The following is a 16,804-nucleotide window of genomic DNA, read 5'->3' on the forward strand; positions in this document are numbered from 1 at the left end:
TCAATTCAAAAGAAAAACCCGCCAAGTAAGTGACGGGTTTTATATCTATTATTCTGTATTAAATATCTCTGTTGATATCCCAAGCTTCTAAGTAATCCGCAACACGTTTTACAAAGCTTCCTCCTAACGCTCCATCTACAACACGGTGGTCGTAAGAGTGCGATAAGAACATTTTCTGACGGATACCAATGAAATCACCTTCTGGAGTTTCAATAACCGCAGGCACTTTACGGATAGCCCCTAAAGCTAAAATTCCCACTTGCGGCTGGTTGATGATTGGCGTTCCGAAAACAGATCCAAAAGTACCCACATTGGTTACCGTGTAAGTACCACCTTGTGTATCGTCTGGTTTTAATTTACCTGCTTTTGCTCTGTTTCCTAAATCGTTAACCGCTTTGGCCATACCAACCAAGTTTAGTTGGTCTGCATTTTTAATTACCGGCACGATTAAGTTTCCGTTTGGTAAAGCCGCAGCCATACCTAAGTTGATATTTTTACGTTTGATGATGTATTCACCATCAACTGAAATGTTCATTCCTGGAAAATCTTTCAAAGCTTTTGCAACTGCTTCCATGAAGATTGGCGTGAACGTCAATTTCTCACCTTCTCTCTTTTCGAAAGCGTTTTTCACTTTGTCTCTCCATTTCACGATGTTGGTTACATCTACTTCGATGAATGACTGAACGTGCGCCGAAGTTTGTACCGATTCCACCATGTATTTGGAAATTAGCTTACGCATTCTGTCCATTTCCACGATTTCATCGCCACCATTTACAGATACCGGTGCCGCTTTAGCTACTTCCGCAACTGGTGCCGCTGCTACCGGAGCTGCTGCCACAGGAGCTGCCGCAACTGGCTGACTTCCTCTGTTTTTGATATAATTTAGAATATCTTCTTTATTAACTCTTCCATCTTTTCCTGAACCTTGAATTGATTCTAGTTCTGTTAAAGAGATTCCTTCTTCTTTAGCAATGTTTTTAACCAATGGCGAGAAGAATTTATCTGATGCTGAAAAATCTGCAGGAGCAGCCATTTCTTTAGCTGTTTCAACAGTTTTTACTACTTCTGCAACCGGAGCCGCAACCACTTCTGCTTTTGGAGCTTCTGCTGCAACTGCACCACCTTCTGTTTCGATAATAGCAATCGTTTGTCCTACCTGAACCACATCGTCTGTATTGAAAAGAATTTCCACAAGGGTTCCAGCAACTTCTGAAGGCACCTCGCTATCTACTTTATCGGTAGCAATTTCAAGTACTGCTTCGTCCATTTCAATTCTATCTCCAACTTTTTTCAACCAGTTGGTTACTGTTGCCTCAGCAACACTTTCTCCCATTTTGGGCAATTTCAATTCAAACTTTGCCATATCTTTAAACTAAAGTTGTGTTTTCGTATTTGGATTGCAAAATTACTAATTATTTCGATTTATAATTTCACAATATGCATTTTTTTACTCAATTTCGATTATTTCACCTCTATCATTACTACTATTACTTCCAATCATAAAACTATTGTTTTCAGGAATGATTTTAAAGGTAAATCCTCTGTTCTTATTTTTCTCCATAAAAGCAATGATTTCTTTGAATGAAAAACTAGTGCCGTCCAAAAGAACTTCTACATGTTTATCTGGAGTATTTGCTTGCGAAAATAAATCATTTTCCTTAATATTAGTAATGCATGTTATCATTTTTTGTAGTTGTTTTTCCAATTTGCTTTTCAGCGATTCAACCGTAGAAAACAAAATGTATTCATCTACAGCATAAACAACTTTTTTTTGCTGAGATTTCTTCAACAGCGAAAAAGCAAACGCGCCAATTTGCATCAAAACATCAAATACTACAGAACCACCAAAATGTTTTTTATAGAAAAACCGCATCGCCTCCCGAAAGCGTTTCATATACATTCCGTCACGCACCGTACTTTCTCCTTTATAATGTATCACCGAAGTTTCATGAAAATAATAATTGGATTTCCCCGATTTTAAAACCATATAACTCAAATCGATATCATCGGAATACATAAAACAGTCTTCGTCGAAACCGCCTACCTTTAAATACAAATCACGTTGCATTACCATAAAAGCACCTACCAGTATATCAACTTTACCAGTTTGGTTTTCCAACAACTGTTGTGCATAATATTTATTGAATAAAGTAGATTTTGGAAAGATTTTATACAAGCCAAAGATTTTGGTAAATGCCACCCATGGCGTTGGCACACCACGTTTGCATTCGGGCAAAAAATTTCCGGTCCCGTCAATTAGCTTGCAGCCTACTATTCCAACATCGGTTTTTGATTTTGCGAAAGCTAATACCTTTTCAAATGTATCTTCCGCAACTACAGTATCAGGATTTAAAATACAAATGTATTCGCCTTTTGCTTCAGCTACACCAATATTATTCCCTTTAGGAAACCCAAGATTAGCTTTGTTCTCAATGAGTTTTACATTAGGGAAGCGTAGTTTCATCATTTCGCAACTATCATCTGCTGAACAATTATCGACTACAATAATTTCGCTTTCAATGGTTGAAAGTGCTTTTTGAACACTAAAAACACATTGTTCCAAGAAATAGCGGACATTATAGTTGAGAATAATTACAGATAGTTGCATCAGACAAATATAATGTGAAAATTAATCAATTTGAAAATTTGAAAATTTTGATTGCGTTTGAAATAGCTTACTTTTGCAGAAATTTATTATTGTGAATTACTTATCAGTCGAAAATATTTCCAAATCATTTGGTGAAAGAACCTTATTCAAAGACATCTCTTTCGGAATTAACAAGGACCAAAAAATTGCCTTCATTGCCAAAAACGGTTCGGGAAAAACCTGCATCATGAAAATCATCAATGGCGAAGACGAACCCGATACAGGTCAAGTGGTAGTGCGTAAAGACATCAAAATGGCTTTTTTATCACAGGATCACAATTTACAGGACGAATTAACAATTGAAGAAAGCATTTTCGCCTCGGACAACGAAATTTTAAAGGTAATTGAACGCTACGAAAAAGCATTGGAGCACCCGGAAGACGAAGAAGCCTATCAAAAAGCCTTCGACGACATGGACCGTCACAACGCTTGGGATTTTGAAACCCAGTTCAAACAGATTTTATTCAAGCTGAAATTAGAAGATTTCAAACTGAAAGTAAAAAATCTTTCCGGTGGACAGAAAAAACGCTTGTCGCTAGCCATTATTTTAATCAACCGTCCGGATTTATTAATTCTGGATGAGCCCACCAATCACTTGGATTTGGAAATGATTGAATGGTTGGAAAGCTACTTCGCTAAAGAAAACATCACGTTGTTCATGGTTACGCACGACCGTTTCTTTTTGGAGCGTGTTTGTAACGAAATCATCGAATTGGACAACGGAAAACTATACCAATACAAAGGAAATTACTCCTATTATTTAGAGAAAAAAGAAGAGCGAATCGCTTCGGAAAATGCAACGATTGATAAAGCGCAAAACCTTTTCGTTAAAGAATTGGCTTGGATGCGCCGTCAGCCTAAAGCGCGTACGACGAAATCGAAATCACGCCAAGACGATTTCTATAAAATTAAAGAAGTAGCTGAAAGCCGCAGAAAAGAAAATGTAGTCGAGCTGGAAATTAATATGGAGCGCATGGGAAGTAAGATTATCGAGCTTCACAAAATCTCCAAAAAATTCGGCGAAAAAGTTATTTTGAATGATTTCAGTTTCGATTTTCAACGCGGTGCCCGAATCGGTATCATCGGAAAAAACGGAACAGGAAAATCCACGTTTCTGAACTTATTAACCGGAACGCTTCCGCTTGACGGTGGGAAAGTTGTCGTTGGCGATACCATCAAAATTGGCTACTACACCCAAAGCGGCATCAACCCCAAACCGGGACAGCGTGTCATTGACATTATCAAAGAATACGGCGAATACATCCCATTGGCGAAAGGAAGAATTATTTCGGCTTCACAGTTGTTAGAACGCTTTTTATTCGATGCCAAAAAACAATACGATTACGTTGAAAAATTAAGTGGTGGCGAATTAAAACGTTTGTACTTGTGTACTGTTTTGATTCAGAATCCGAACTTTTTGATTCTGGATGAGCCAACGAATGATTTGGATATCGTGACATTGAACGTTCTTGAAAGTTTCCTTTTGGATTATCCGGGATGTTTATTAGTAGTATCCCACGACCGTTATTTCATGGATAAAATTGTGGATCATTTGTTTGTATTCAGAGGACAAGGTGAGATTGAAAACTTCCCTGGAAATTATTCTGATTTTAGAGCCTACGAAGACAGCGTGGAACCTGTAAAAGACGAACCAAAAGAAAAGGTGAACTGGAAACAGAGCAATCCGGTTTCATCAGGTTTATCGTTTAACGAGCAGAAAGAGTTTCAGAAAATTGAGCGCGAAATCAAAGATTTGGAACAGAAGAAAAAGGAAATCGAACAATTGTTTTCAGACGGAAAAGTAGCCGATGCTGATATCGAAAAGAAAGCCAACGAATTGCAGAATATCATCAAAAAAATAGAAGAAAAAGAAGAACGCTGGTTTGAACTTTCGTCTAAAATGGAAGGATAACGAAATAGCTTGAAAAAATAAAACCACAACAGAATTAATTCTGTTGTGGTTTTTTATTTAAAAAAGGCCTTTACCAAGCTATCGGCACATAATCTTTCAAGAATTTGCCGCTCCAATGCTTGCCTGTATTAATACCATCAAACAACGGATCCATAACTCTTGCGGCTCCATCAACGATATCAAGAGGCGGTTGAAAATCTTCTTCCTCCTGCTTTCTTTTTGCCATTTCAGCAGGATCTTCATCGGTAACCCAACCCGTATCTACCGCATTCATAAAAATCCCCTCTTTAGCCAATTCGCCTGCAGCCGTGTGCGTTAACATATTCAATGCTGCTTTAGCCATGTTGGTGTGCGGATGACGGGCATCTTTATAACCGTAATAGAACTTGCCTTCCATCGCAGAAACATTGATGATGTGCTTTTGCCCCGTTTTATCCTTCTTCATGACTTCCGCAAGACGATTACACAACACAAAAGGCGCCACCGAATTTACCAATTGCACTTCAAGCATTTCGGTAGTTTCAATTTGTCCTAATTTTAAACGCCAGCTGTTGGTTTTTCGTAAATCGACTTGCTGTAAATCGGCATCCAATGCTCCTTCCGGAAAAACTTCGTTGGCCACCAGTGCATTATCAAAAGAATACGGAATTTGCGACAACTGCGCTGAAGCCCGCAACCCAATTCCCGGTTCCGGTCCATGCCAGGTTACCGGCATATTCTCATTGGAAGATGCACCAGAAGTTAATAGTTTCAATTCCTGCAAACAATCGGTGTGATCAAACAATAAGTCCTGAACTTGTTTCGGTAAAGAACCAACCGGACGTTCTTCATTTTCCATTAAGTGCGCATAAAATCCTGCCGGACGTCTTACGGTTTGTGCAGCGTTGTTAATCAGAATGTCTAAGCGACCGTATTTTTGCTCGATAAAATTGCAAAAAATCTCTACGCTGGGAATATGTCTTAAATCTAATCCGTGAATTTTTAAGCGGTGTCCCCATTCCATAAAATCGGCTTCCTGAGCAAAACGCAAAGCGGAATCTACAGGAAAACGAGTAGTTGCAACCACCGTTGCGCCACCCCGTAAAAGCATCAACGTAATATGATACCCGATTTTTAAACGAGAGCCTGTCACCACGGCGATTTGCCGTTTTACATTGGCCGTTTGAAAGCGTTTGGCATAATTAAAATCACCACAATCGGTACACATCGTATCGTAAAAATGATGGAGTTTCGTAAAAGGCGTTTTACAGACGTAACAATTTCTGGGTGTTTCCAATTCCAATTGCTCTTTGCTGGCAAGATCTGCGGCGGCTAATAATTTTGGTGCCACAAACACACTTGCTTCGCGGGCAGTCCGAATTCCGGTTTCCTTTCGTGCGGTTTTGTCGGCATTTTCCTTTTTGCGTTTGGCTACTAATTTCCCGTCTTTTTTTCTGCGGGAAAGTTCATCGCGGTTGGGTCTGGAAAATTGCCCTGCCGCTTTTATCAAGGCTGTTCGCTGTTCTTTAGGAATCTCAAATATTTGGTCGGTATTGGTGTTTAACTGAGTTAAGAGTGCAATGCATTTGTCAATTTCTTCCGAAGTTATGGCATTGGGAATTTCTATTTCATCTTTCGTCATCATAAATCAAGATATTGTTCTTGGCAGAACTGCTAAGGATGCAAATATAGTTTTTAAATCTGGTTTCAACTTTTTACGGCAAACGATTCCATGCTTTAAAATGACTTTGTATCTTCGCCCTCTGTTTGTAAAACCTTGTACTCGACTATGCTGTTTCAAATAAAAGCCTATCTTAATTTTCTTTGGCATTCCAAAAACCAACACGGAGTTCATTCGCCGTTTGTCTATTCTTTGGTAACAAAGTGTTTTTATGATAAAAAATCGAAACCTGAATACTCCGTTTTAAAAGAATACAGAAATTCACTTTTAAAGAATAAAAACACCATTGAAGTCACTGATTTTGGAGCGGGTTCGCGAGTGTTTAAATCAAATATCAGACAAATTTCAAAAATTGCCCAAACCGCAGGAATTACACCAAAACGAGCTGAATTACTGTACAGAATAACAAATTATTTTAAGCCGGAATCGATTTTGGAAATCGGCACTTCACTTGGGTTGGCTACGTCTGCCCTGTCTTTGGGAAGCCCGAAGGGAAAAATCACTACTTTGGAAGGTTGTCCGGAAACATCCAGTATTGCTCAAAAGCAGTTTCACACATTTCAACTCAATAACATTACGCCTGTTGTCGCTGAATTTACAGACTACTTAAAAAACTACCAACAGAATGTTGAACACTATCAACTAATCTATTTTGATGGCAACCATTCCAAAAAAGCGACGCTAGACTATTTCGAACTTTTACTTCCCACCATTACCAATGATACAGTTTGGATTTTTGACGACATTCACTGGTCTGAAGATATGGAATCTGCATGGGAAATCATCAAAAACCATCCAAGCGTAACAGTTACAATAGACACCTTTCAATGGGGCTTTGTTTTTTTCCGTTACGAGCAGGAAAAAGAACATTTTACCATACGTATTTAGCTTTTTTGTACTTTTAAAACTCTAAAACAACGCATATGAATATTGAGCAAATCTTTGAGAACAATAAAGACTGGATTACAAAGCAATTACAAGCAGATTCTCAATATTTTGATAAACTTTCTGAAGGACAAACGCCAGAATTCTTATACATTGGTTGTTCTGACAGCCGCGTAACTGCTGAAGAATTAATGGGCTTAGCACCCGGTCAGGTTTTTGTTCACAGAAACATTGCCAACATGGTTCCTAACACCGATTTGAATTCGATGTCCGTTATCAACTATGCCGTTGTACATCTAAAAGTAAATCACATTGTGGTTTGTGGCCATTATGGTTGTGGTGGTGTTAAAGCAGCAATGCAGCAAGCAGATTTAGGAATTTTAAATCCTTGGTTACGAAACATACGAGATGTCTATCGTATTCATAAAAAAGAATTGAATGCTATTGAAGATGAAGAGAAACGCTATCAAAGACTTACCGAACTAAATGTTCAAGAACAATGCATTAATGTTATAAAAACTGCCGAAGTACAACGCGCATTTCAAGAAAGAGGTTTACGAGTTTACGGCTGGATTTTCGACATCCATACTGGAAAACTAATTGATTTACAAATCGATTTCTCTGAAATACTTAAAGGAATCTCAGAAATTTACAAAATTGATTTTTAACAAACATATAACATCAAAAACAAATATAATCAACTTATAATCAATAACTTTACATTGAGTTATAGCCCATCGGCAGATGAGCAGTAGCTCATCGCACATCATACTTTTTTTAAGACTCCTTGTTGTAGATGAACAAGGAGTTTTATTTTGTAACAAATACCCAATTTTAGCTACTTATGTGCATATCATATTTCGTTTTACTATTTTTAAACCGCAAAATAAATTAAAATGTCACAGCCAATAATCGACATCAAAGGGATTACACGTAATTTCCCTTTAGGAAACGAAACCGTATATGTCCTTAAAGGAATCGATTTACAAATCAACAAAGGTGAATATGTAGCATTAATGGGACCATCAGGTTCTGGGAAGTCAACTTTAATGAATTTATTGGGTTGTCTAGATACACCTACATCTGGGAGTTACATTCTTAACGGAAAAGATGTCAGCAAAATGGAGGATGATGAATTGGCTGCAATACGTAATACCGAAATTGGTTTCGTTTTTCAAACCTTTAACTTGATGCCTAGAACTACAGCTTTAGACAATGTTGCCTTGCCCATGATTTATGCCGGACACAATAAAGAAAGTCGTAACAAAAGAGCTACAACCGTTTTAACCCAGGTTGGTTTATCCGATCGTATGGATCACAAACCCAATCAATTATCTGGAGGTCAACGTCAACGTGTTGCTGTAGCAAGAGCTTTAGTAAACCATCCGTCAATTATTTTAGCCGATGAACCAACAGGAAATCTTGACAGTAAAACATCGGTAGAAATCATGAATCTTTTTGATGAAATTCACGCTAACGGAAACACTGTTATTTTAGTTACACACGAAGAAGATATTGCTAAGCACGCGCATCGAATCATCCGTTTAAAAGATGGTGTAATAGAAAGTGACAATCCAAACAGGTAGTATTCACTCACAGTTTTAAGCTGCAACACTACCTAACAATTTCAATTATTACTATTTAGTTTTGGTTTAAACAATCTAAAACATTCATTCGTAATAACTGTAAACTAAAAACTCAGTAACTTAGCGACTTCGACACTTAGCAACTCACAAAAAATGAAAGTATATACCAAAACCGGCGATAAAGGAACAACGGTTTTATTTGGAGGAACGCGCGTTCCAAAACATCACATCCGTATTGAAAGTTATGGAACCGTAGATGAATTAAACTCCTATATCGGATTAATTCGCGATCAGGACATCAATCCGTTATATAAAAATATTCTAATCGAAATTCAAGACCGATTGTTTACTGTTGGTGCCATACTAGCAACTCCCCCAGAAAAAGAAGTTCTTAAAAACGGACAACAACGTTTAAATATAAACCGAATTTCCGATGAAGACATCACACTCCTAGAGAATGAAATTGACCAAATGGAGGAGAAATTACCCCCTATGACACACTTTGTACTTCCCGGAGGACACACCACCGTGTCATATTGTCATATTGCGCGCTGTGTATGCCGTCGCGCCGAACGTTTAGCCACACACTTAAACGAAATTGAAGTGATAGACGGACTGGTTTTAACCTACTTAAACCGACTTTCTGACTACCTTTTTGTCTTGGCACGAAAGTTGTCTTTTGACCTGCAGGCTGACGAAGTGAAATGGATTCCCAGAAAACAGTAATCAGTTCTGGTGTTTAACCACAAAAAAACAGGTGATTTCATCTAAAAATTAAACTCCAAAAAACCAACGTTCTTAACTTTTTTTAAAATAAAAAAAAAATTACTTGATTTTTTCAGTATAAAATTTATTTTTGCATAAAACTATAAATCCACATTAAAGATGTATTGGACATTAGAATTAGCATCTTATTTAAGCGATGCCCCTTGGCCAGCTACTAAAGATGAGCTTATCGACTATGCGATTAGAACCGGAGCTCCACTGGAAGTTGTTGAAAACCTTCAGTCTATAGAAGATGAAGGCGAGATCTACGAGTCGATGGAGGAGATTTGGCCGGATTATCCAACAGACGAAGATTATCTTTGGAACGAGGATGAATATTAAAAAATAAACACACAGCGAAAAAGTCTCAAATGAGGCTTTTTTTTTGTGTAAATTTGCACACATTATATAGAAAACAAACAAACAAAATTATGAGTTTCATAAATAGCATATTAAAAGCCTTTGTGGGAGATAAATCTCAAAAAGACGTAAAAGCAATACAACCCCTTATAACTAAAGTTAAATCGTTTGAAGGTGCTCTTGCTGCACTAACTAACGATGAGTTAAGAGCTAAAACAACTTTTTTCAAAGAGCAAATTAAAAATGCTAGAGCTGAAAAAGATGCTAAAATTGAAGCTTTAAAATTGGAAGCAGAGGCTACTGAAGACATCGACAAAAGAGAAGATTTATATGCTGCTATTGATGTTTTAGAAGGTGAAGCTTATGAAATTTCTGAAAAAGTTTTAAACGACATACTTCCAGAAGCTTTTGCTGTGGTAAAAGAAACAGCACGTCGTTTTAAAGACAATACACAAATAACAGTTACAGCAACTCCAAAAGATCGTGAATTATCAGCTACTAAAGCATATATTAACATCGAAGGTGACAATGCTATATGGTCTAATTCATGGGATGCTGCCGGAAAAGCCATTACTTGGGACATGATTCACTATGATGTTCAGTTAATTGGTGGTACTGTTTTACATCAAGGTAAAATTGCCGAAATGCAAACCGGTGAAGGTAAAACCCTAGTAGCAACATTACCTTTGTATTTAAATGCTTTAACCGGTAATGGTGTACATTTGGTTACCGTGAACGACTACCTTGCTAAACGTGACAGCACCTGGAAAGCACCATTGTTCGAGTTCCATGGTATGACGGTAGACTGTATTGACAATCACCAACCTAATACCGATGCAAGACGTCGCGCATATAATGCAGACATTACTTATGGTACCAACAACGAATTTGGTTTCGATTATTTACGTGACAACATGTCGCATACTCCAGGAGAGTTAGTACAACGTAAACACAATTACGCCATTGTCGACGAGGTTGACTCGGTATTAATTGACGATGCTAGAACGCCGTTAATCATTTCAGGACCGGTTCCACAAGGTGATCGTCATGAATTTAACGAATTAAAACCTAAAATCGAAAACTTATACAACCTTCAACGTCAGTTGGCTAACGGTTTCTTAACCGAAGCTAAAAAACTTATCAAAGAAGGAAACACGAAAGATGGAGGATTCCAGTTATTACGTGCTTACCGTTCTTTACCAAAAAACAAAGCGTTAATCAAATTCTTATCGGAAGAAGGTGTAAAACAAATTCTTCAGAAAACAGAAAACGAATACATGCAAGATAACAACCGCAAAATGCCAATTGTGGACGAAGCGTTGTATTTTGTAATTGAAGAGAAAAACAATCAGGTGGAATTAACCGATAACGGTATCAAATTCCTTTCTAAAGACACATCTGACGATTTCTTTATTTTACCGGACATTGGTACTGAAATTGCCAATATTGAAAGACAAAAATTATCAAAAGAAGAAGAAGCGCAAGCCAAAGAAACATTGTTTCAGGATTTTGGTGTAAAAAGCGAGCGTATTCACACGTTAACGCAATTACTTAAAGCCTATACTTTATTTGAAAAAGATACGGAATATGTAATCATGGACAACAAGATTTTGATTGTTGATGAACAAACAGGTCGTATCATGGATGGTCGTCGTTATTCTGACGGATTACACCAAGCTATTGAGGCAAAAGAAAATGTAACTATTGAAGCTGCTACTCAAACGTTTGCTACCATTACCCTTCAGAACTATTTCCGTATGTACAAAAAATTATCGGGTATGACCGGTACTGCTGTAACTGAAGCGGGAGAGTTTTGGGAAATTTACAAATTAGACGTTGTAGAAATTCCAACCAATCGTGGAATTGCTCGAAAAGATAAAGAAGATTTAATTTACCGTACTGTTCGTGAAAAATTCAACGCCGTTGCAGAAGATGTTCAGCAAATTGCTGCTTCTGGTCGTCCAGTACTTATTGGTACAACTTCGGTTGAGATTTCTGAGTTATTAAGTCGTATGTTAAAAATGCGTGGTGTAGAACACAACGTATTGAATGCAAAATTACACAAGCAAGAAGCTCAAATTGTAGCTGAAGCTGGTAAACCTGGAGTTGTAACTATTGCTACCAATATGGCAGGTCGTGGTACCGACATTAAATTAACCGACGAAGTAAAAGCGGCTGGTGGTTTAGCTATTATCGGTACAGAACGTCACGATTCGCGTCGTGTAGACCGTCAGTTACGTGGTCGTGCAGGTCGTCAAGGAGATCCAGGAAGTTCACAATTCTATGTTTCATTAGAAGACAACTTAATGCGTTTATTTGGTTCTGAGCGAGTTGCAAAACTAATGGACCGTATGGGAATCAAAGAAGGAGAAGTGATTCAACATTCTATGATGACCAAGTCTATCGAAAGAGCTCAGAAAAAAGTAGAAGAAAACAACTTTGGTGTTCGTAAACGTTTATTAGAATATGACGATGTAATGAATGCTCAACGTGAAGTAGTTTACAAACGTCGTCGTCACGCTTTACACGGAGAACGCTTAAAAGTTGATATTGCCAACATGATGTATGATTTGGCAGAATTAATTGTTGAAAACAACAAAACCGCTAAAGATTTCAAAAATTTCGAATTCGAATTGATTCGTTATTTCGCAATCGAGTCTCCGGTTTCAGAAAGCGATTTCAACAAATTAACCGAAATTGAAATATCAGGTAAAGTGTATAAAGCGGCTATGGAAGCTTATACGGATAAACAAAACCGAAACGCTAAAGAAGCTTACGCTGTTATTAAAAATGTATATGAAAACAACAACGGTCAGTTTGAACGCATTGTTGTTCCTTTCACAGACGGTATCAAATCGTTAAATGTAGTAACCGACTTAGAGAAAGCTTACACATCGGAAGGAAAATCGTTATTAGCCGATTTCGAAAAGAATATCACATTAGCCATTGTAGATGAAGCTTGGAAAAAGCATTTACGCAAAATGGACGAATTAAAACAATCGGTACAATTAGCCGTTCATGAGCAAAAAGACCCATTGTTGATTTATAAATTTGAAGCATTTAACTTGTTCAAAAACATGTTAGACGGTGTTAATAAAGAAGTTATTTCATTCTTATTCAAAGGTGATTTACCTTCACAAAACCCTAACAACATTCAAGAAGCCGAAGAAGTTGCACAACAACGTGAAGAGTATACTACTTCTAAAGAAGAAGTTTTAAATACCGATGAAATGGCAGCCAGAAATCGTGAAGCAGCTCAAGCGCAACACCAAGCACAACAGCATGTAACCGAAACGATTGTTCGTGATGCTCCAAAAATTAATCGTAACGACAATGTTACCATTAAACATGTAATGAGTGGTAAAACAGAAACTATGAAATTCAAAAAAGCAGAATCGCTATTAGCTTCTGGAGAATGGATTATCGTTAACGAATAGTTTTTCCAAAACAATAAAGCAAATCCCTAATTACACTGTATTTAGGGATTTTTTTATTACATTTATGCAAACATATATTATGAAACAACGCTTATTTTTATTGGTTTTACTATTGAGCTTGCAAAGTTGGTCTCAATCCTTAAACAATCTAAAAACTGCAACGCTAAAAGTTTACGAAGCAACCTACAATATGGATTTTAATACTATTTTAGATTATACGTATCCGAAAGTATTTGAAATAGTAGACCGTAAAACCATGTATGAAACGCTCGACAAAACCTTTCAAAATGAGGAATTTAGCATTCGCTTTGTTTATCCAAATCCGAAATTTAAGTATTCTGAGATAAAAACTATTGGAAAGCAGAAGTTTTGCATCATTACATACGATAATGCTATGCGTATGAAATTTGAAGAACCCTTAGACGATGAAACTGTAGCTGCAATGATTGCTGCCTTCAAAGAAAGCATGAACGATAAAAAAATCACCTACGAAAAAGAACGCAACAGTTTTCTATTAGAAGGTAACGATATGCTTATTGCCGTTTTTGATGAAACAACAAACAAACAATGGCGATTTCTAAACTACGACAGCCAACAAGTAGATTTTCTTGATCGAATTATTACTAGCGATACTCGAAAACAACTAGGATTATAAAAAAAAACGCCTCTGCATACAGAGGCGTTTTTTTTTATAAACTATAATTAAAATTAATGCTCCAACGGTATTGGGCTTCTACCCTTCCTCCTGTTAAATTCTGACTTATAGGCAACATCACATTGGTACCCAAAGAATATTTGCCTTTCCCAGCTTCTAAACCCAATTTACCAAACACAACATTCCCAGCAGTATTTCGAACTTTTTCTCCGTATTGCTTATTAGATTCGTACACTTCGCCTGCAAGTCCAAATTGAGGTGCAAAAGAAAAGACTTCATTTTCCATAAGATAAAAGAACGTTCCGGCATAATTCAATTGATTGCCAAACTGATAATGCTTTTGATTCTCAGTTTTTACAATATAATTTACCATTGTATTTAAACCAATCGATTTGTGTTTAATTGTGTATTCCGAAACCAGCAAATAATCCCAGCTCCCGGTTCCCAATTGAAAGCTCGGATTCACACTCCCATTGTTAGCCGCATCGTATTTGCCAATTGGCATTTTAACCCCACCACCCATTTGCAAGGTATGTACAAAAAAAGTACTATCCCGATGCGTTTGATATACGCGGTACATTCCTAAAACGGTCATATCACCTATTCCCGAAATAGACTGGTTACCACTATCGGTTTCTCGCGTGTTAAAATGGTATGGTAATAAGGCCGAGATTTGAATATTTTGCGTTACTGGAATTCGGCCCCAGAGCTGTATAGTATTAAAGTTTTCGTTATTCCATTTCGAATTGGTGTACAGCATATCGTTGCTGCGGTATAACTGATTAAAATAGCGTAACCCAATGAAATTAGAATTTAGCATTGAGGCAAAACCCATACTCCCTCCACTGGCAGAACAACCGCAAGCATCGCAATCGTCTTCCAACAAAAGCATTTGCCTTTTAAATTCATTCATTACCGGTAAACTGTCGTGAACAGTAGCTCCCGAAACGGAAAAACAAAACAGCAGCAAACAACCTATATATTTTCTCATAAAATTGAATTCTGAAAAGTGAAACAAAACAAATGCATTCGTGTGCACTATGTTTTAATCATTATGCACATGATTTACAGAAAACATCCCTTGAAGATTTGCTGTAATTAACGACAAATTAGATCCGCTTGTAATTGTAGTTCCAGTACCGCTAGTGTTGTTATCCGAAAGCTTTATTTTATTTACTCCGTCAATAAATTTAGCCACATCGGCCATAATGTGTACTTCTGGAGTAATTGTCGTTCTAACCAACGCTTTGTCTGGGAAATTTAATGTTATTTCGGTGTAGTTGTAATCGGTTCCTGTTTTACCCGTATGCACCATAAATGACGTTTCTGTACTAACCGTAGGCGATGTGAACACCCCTTCGAAAGCAACAAATTTATAGCCAGCTGCCCACGACGAAATCATTGCTTCTGTTTCTGCCAATGCAATCAAATTCCCTTGTGCGGTTTCACCTAAATCGTATTGTGCATGATCTACACCAATTCCGAATTTAATTGCCGTATAATTACCCGCCGGAATATTAGAAAGTTCTAATACATGAGTGTTTTCATCGGCTTCATTCACTATAAAATAGCTTTCCGATTTCGGGTAAACCACAGTGGTACCATCTTCTTTCGTAAGCTCAATATTACTTACGATATATTTTACCTTACTTATTTTCAGAACCTCATCTTGCGAAGTGGTATTGGCTTGCGTATCTAAAATTAAATCCGCTCCGTTAAAAATATTATCAAATTCAATGGCTAAACTTCCTTTTCCAGAAATATCGTTTGCATTATCGTTGGTACAAGATGCCAAAGTAGTAACCATTGCTAATGCAGCAATCGTGTTTTTAAGTGTATTTTTCATTTTTTAATTTAAAACATTAGTAATTCATTCGGAAAAATCCGAATACAAAAACCTTCTTAATGCTATTGTTGAACAGAATCAAAAAGAATAAAACCAGTTTAAATTAAATACGAAGGCGGATGAAATACTGCCGTTTGAGAGGTGTAGTTGTAGGTATTCGTGTATCTTGAATTTACTTCTTTTGAAACGAAATAGTTTGGAGTTGAAAACGTATACGAAATTCCGTTCTCGATAAATAATACTTCCAATTCTTGATGGGATGCTTTTTTATCGGAAGACAAAGGCGTGTCTGTTTCGGCATTTTTAGCCATTTCTTTCATCAAATGACATTTACCGTTACATTTCAATTGAGGTTTTGCTTTATTTTCACATAGTTCTTTTACAATGTAATCGTAATTAAAAACATATTCTAAAACCGGAAGAACGGGCTTTAAAACAAATAAAAATACGATAAGTACTATGGCTTTTTTCACGGGGCAAAAGTACGACTCAAATTGAAATTTTTCTTCTCCAAAAGATATTTTTTAAAAGAAAATACCAGTATCAGGAACAAAAGGGTAATTTTGTATCGAGCAATAATGTTAATGCTACTTTTATCAAAAAAACAATGTCGAACACCATAGTATACAGCGCCTTTTTTAACCAAGTATTATCCAGTATAGCCGAGGGTACTTTTGCTAAATTAACCCTTACCAAAACGGTAGGCAAACCCGAATTGCTGAATATTTATGTGAGAACCATTGTTGTGGACGACACCTTAAAAGCCAATGTAACGTTTAAAAGCTACAAAGAAGGCTTGCAGGAAATTGATAAAATTGTTGAATTAAATGACGTAGAAGCCGAACTTACGCCTTACATCAACAATCCGTTTCTATGGCTTTTATTGTTTACTACAGAGGCTGATTACACCTTGAAACTAAACAAAAAACGAGTAGCTTCGATTACCGAACAGCCACCTACCTTTCAAAATCCCGATGCTACTTTGGTAGCTTTTAGGAATTCCAAATAAAGTAGCAGAAATAAAAAAGGACATACCTTACGTACATCCTTT

The 16,804-nt window shown here is 37.0% G+C and carries 15 protein-coding genes; 9 read left to right on the top strand and 6 right to left on the bottom strand.

Annotated features, from left to right (window positions below):
* Nucleotides 1-58: 58 nt before the first annotated feature.
* Nucleotides 59-1,363 (bottom strand): dihydrolipoamide acetyltransferase family protein, encoded by a 1,305-nt coding sequence (locus ACZ1JT_RS02140; protein WP_465094526.1) that lies wholly within the window; start codon nt 1,361-1,363, stop codon nt 59-61.
* A gap of 84 nt (nt 1,364-1,447) precedes the next feature.
* On the bottom strand, nt 1,448-2,608 hold the full coding sequence (locus ACZ1JT_RS02145) for a glycosyltransferase family 2 protein (RefSeq protein ID WP_465094527.1): 1,161 nt from the start codon (nt 2,606-2,608) through the stop codon (nt 1,448-1,450).
* A gap of 91 nt (nt 2,609-2,699) precedes the next feature.
* Here ACZ1JT_RS02145 and ACZ1JT_RS02150 point away from each other — a divergent pair, with 91 nt between their 5' ends.
* Nucleotides 2,700-4,559, top strand: a complete 1,860-nt coding sequence (locus ACZ1JT_RS02150) for an ABC-F family ATP-binding cassette domain-containing protein (RefSeq protein ID WP_465094528.1) — start codon at nt 2,700-2,702, stop codon at nt 4,557-4,559.
* Nucleotides 4,560-4,629: 70 nt separating this feature from the next.
* Here the strand turns inward: ACZ1JT_RS02150 and ACZ1JT_RS02155 are convergent, their stop codons facing one another.
* Nucleotides 4,630-6,180: an SDR family oxidoreductase gene (locus tag ACZ1JT_RS02155; protein ID WP_465095265.1), complete on the bottom strand. Its 1,551-nt coding sequence runs from the start codon at nt 6,178-6,180 to the stop codon at nt 4,630-4,632.
* Nucleotides 6,181-6,327: 147 nt separating this feature from the next.
* Between ACZ1JT_RS02155 and ACZ1JT_RS02160 the strand changes: the two genes are divergently transcribed.
* The 7 genes from ACZ1JT_RS02160 to ACZ1JT_RS02190 all read left to right on the top strand — a co-directional run bounded on the left by ACZ1JT_RS02160 (nt 6,328) and on the right by ACZ1JT_RS02190 (nt 13,907).
* Entirely contained in the window at nt 6,328-7,107 is a 780-nt protein-coding gene (locus ACZ1JT_RS02160; protein WP_465094529.1) for an O-methyltransferase, read from the top strand.
* Nucleotides 7,108-7,142: 35 nt separating this feature from the next.
* Nucleotides 7,143-7,772 carry a carbonic anhydrase gene (locus tag ACZ1JT_RS02165; protein WP_465094530.1) on the top strand — a complete coding sequence of 210 codons (630 nt, stop codon included), beginning with the start codon at nt 7,143-7,145 and terminating at the stop codon, nt 7,770-7,772.
* Nucleotides 7,773-8,000: 228 nt separating this feature from the next.
* Complete coding sequence (locus tag ACZ1JT_RS02170; protein WP_465094531.1) at nt 8,001-8,690, top strand: ABC transporter ATP-binding protein; 690 nt, start codon at nt 8,001-8,003, stop codon at nt 8,688-8,690.
* A gap of 153 nt (nt 8,691-8,843) precedes the next feature.
* Nucleotides 8,844-9,416: a cob(I)yrinic acid a,c-diamide adenosyltransferase gene (locus tag ACZ1JT_RS02175; RefSeq protein ID WP_465094532.1), complete on the top strand. Its 573-nt coding sequence runs from the start codon at nt 8,844-8,846 to the stop codon at nt 9,414-9,416.
* Between the two features lie 159 nt (nt 9,417-9,575).
* Nucleotides 9,576-9,797, top strand: a complete 222-nt coding sequence (locus ACZ1JT_RS02180) for a DUF2795 domain-containing protein (protein WP_002986941.1) — start codon at nt 9,576-9,578, stop codon at nt 9,795-9,797.
* 89 nt (nt 9,798-9,886) lie between these two features.
* On the top strand, nt 9,887-13,252 hold the full coding sequence (gene secA / locus ACZ1JT_RS02185) for a preprotein translocase subunit SecA (protein ID WP_465094533.1): 3,366 nt from the start codon (nt 9,887-9,889) through the stop codon (nt 13,250-13,252).
* Between the two features lie 79 nt (nt 13,253-13,331).
* Nucleotides 13,332-13,907 carry a hypothetical protein gene (locus ACZ1JT_RS02190; RefSeq protein WP_465094534.1) on the top strand — a complete coding sequence of 192 codons (576 nt, stop codon included), beginning with the start codon at nt 13,332-13,334 and terminating at the stop codon, nt 13,905-13,907.
* A 34-nt stretch (nt 13,908-13,941) separates the two neighbouring features.
* On the opposite strand, the gene ACZ1JT_RS02195 is transcribed toward ACZ1JT_RS02190, so the two are convergent.
* The 3 genes from ACZ1JT_RS02195 to ACZ1JT_RS02205 form a co-directional block, all read right to left on the bottom strand.
* On the bottom strand, nt 13,942-14,898 hold the full coding sequence (locus ACZ1JT_RS02195) for a transporter family protein (RefSeq protein WP_465094535.1): 957 nt from the start codon (nt 14,896-14,898) through the stop codon (nt 13,942-13,944).
* Nucleotides 14,899-14,952: 54 nt separating this feature from the next.
* Nucleotides 14,953-15,753, bottom strand: a complete 801-nt coding sequence (locus tag ACZ1JT_RS02200; protein WP_465094536.1) for an MbnP family protein — start codon at nt 15,751-15,753, stop codon at nt 14,953-14,955.
* A 98-nt stretch (nt 15,754-15,851) separates the two neighbouring features.
* On the bottom strand, nt 15,852-16,226 hold the full coding sequence (locus ACZ1JT_RS02205) for a hypothetical protein (RefSeq protein ID WP_465094537.1): 375 nt from the start codon (nt 16,224-16,226) through the stop codon (nt 15,852-15,854).
* A gap of 134 nt (nt 16,227-16,360) precedes the next feature.
* Between ACZ1JT_RS02205 and ACZ1JT_RS02210 the strand changes: the two genes are divergently transcribed.
* Nucleotides 16,361-16,762 (top strand): hypothetical protein, encoded by a 402-nt coding sequence (locus ACZ1JT_RS02210; protein WP_465094538.1) that lies wholly within the window; start codon nt 16,361-16,363, stop codon nt 16,760-16,762.
* The last annotated feature ends 42 nt before the right edge of the window (nt 16,763-16,804 follow it).

It is taken from the genome of Flavobacterium sp. IC2-16, from assembly GCF_055521455.1.

Coding starts and splice junctions, on each gene's coding strand:
- ACZ1JT_RS02140 (WP_465094526.1), bottom strand. CDS start 1,363: ATGGCAAAGTTTGAATTGAAATTGCCCAAAATGGGAGAAAGTGTTGCT.
- ACZ1JT_RS02145 (WP_465094527.1), bottom strand. CDS start 2,608: ATGCAACTATCTGTAATTATTCTCAACTATAATGTCCGCTATTTCTTG.
- ACZ1JT_RS02155 (WP_465095265.1), bottom strand. CDS start 6,180: ATGACGAAAGATGAAATAGAAATTCCCAATGCCATAACTTCGGAAGAA.
- ACZ1JT_RS02160 (WP_465094529.1), top strand. CDS start 6,328: ATGCTGTTTCAAATAAAAGCCTATCTTAATTTTCTTTGGCATTCCAAA.
- ACZ1JT_RS02165 (WP_465094530.1), top strand. CDS start 7,143: ATGAATATTGAGCAAATCTTTGAGAACAATAAAGACTGGATTACAAAG.
- ACZ1JT_RS02170 (WP_465094531.1), top strand. CDS start 8,001: ATGTCACAGCCAATAATCGACATCAAAGGGATTACACGTAATTTCCCT.
- ACZ1JT_RS02175 (WP_465094532.1), top strand. CDS start 8,844: ATGAAAGTATATACCAAAACCGGCGATAAAGGAACAACGGTTTTATTT.
- ACZ1JT_RS02180 (WP_002986941.1), top strand. CDS start 9,576: ATGTATTGGACATTAGAATTAGCATCTTATTTAAGCGATGCCCCTTGG.
- secA (WP_465094533.1), top strand. CDS start 9,887: ATGAGTTTCATAAATAGCATATTAAAAGCCTTTGTGGGAGATAAATCT.
- ACZ1JT_RS02190 (WP_465094534.1), top strand. CDS start 13,332: ATGAAACAACGCTTATTTTTATTGGTTTTACTATTGAGCTTGCAAAGT.
- ACZ1JT_RS02195 (WP_465094535.1), bottom strand. CDS start 14,898: ATGAGAAAATATATAGGTTGTTTGCTGCTGTTTTGTTTTTCCGTTTCG.
- ACZ1JT_RS02200 (WP_465094536.1), bottom strand. CDS start 15,753: ATGAAAAATACACTTAAAAACACGATTGCTGCATTAGCAATGGTTACT.
- ACZ1JT_RS02210 (WP_465094538.1), top strand. CDS start 16,361: ATGTCGAACACCATAGTATACAGCGCCTTTTTTAACCAAGTATTATCC.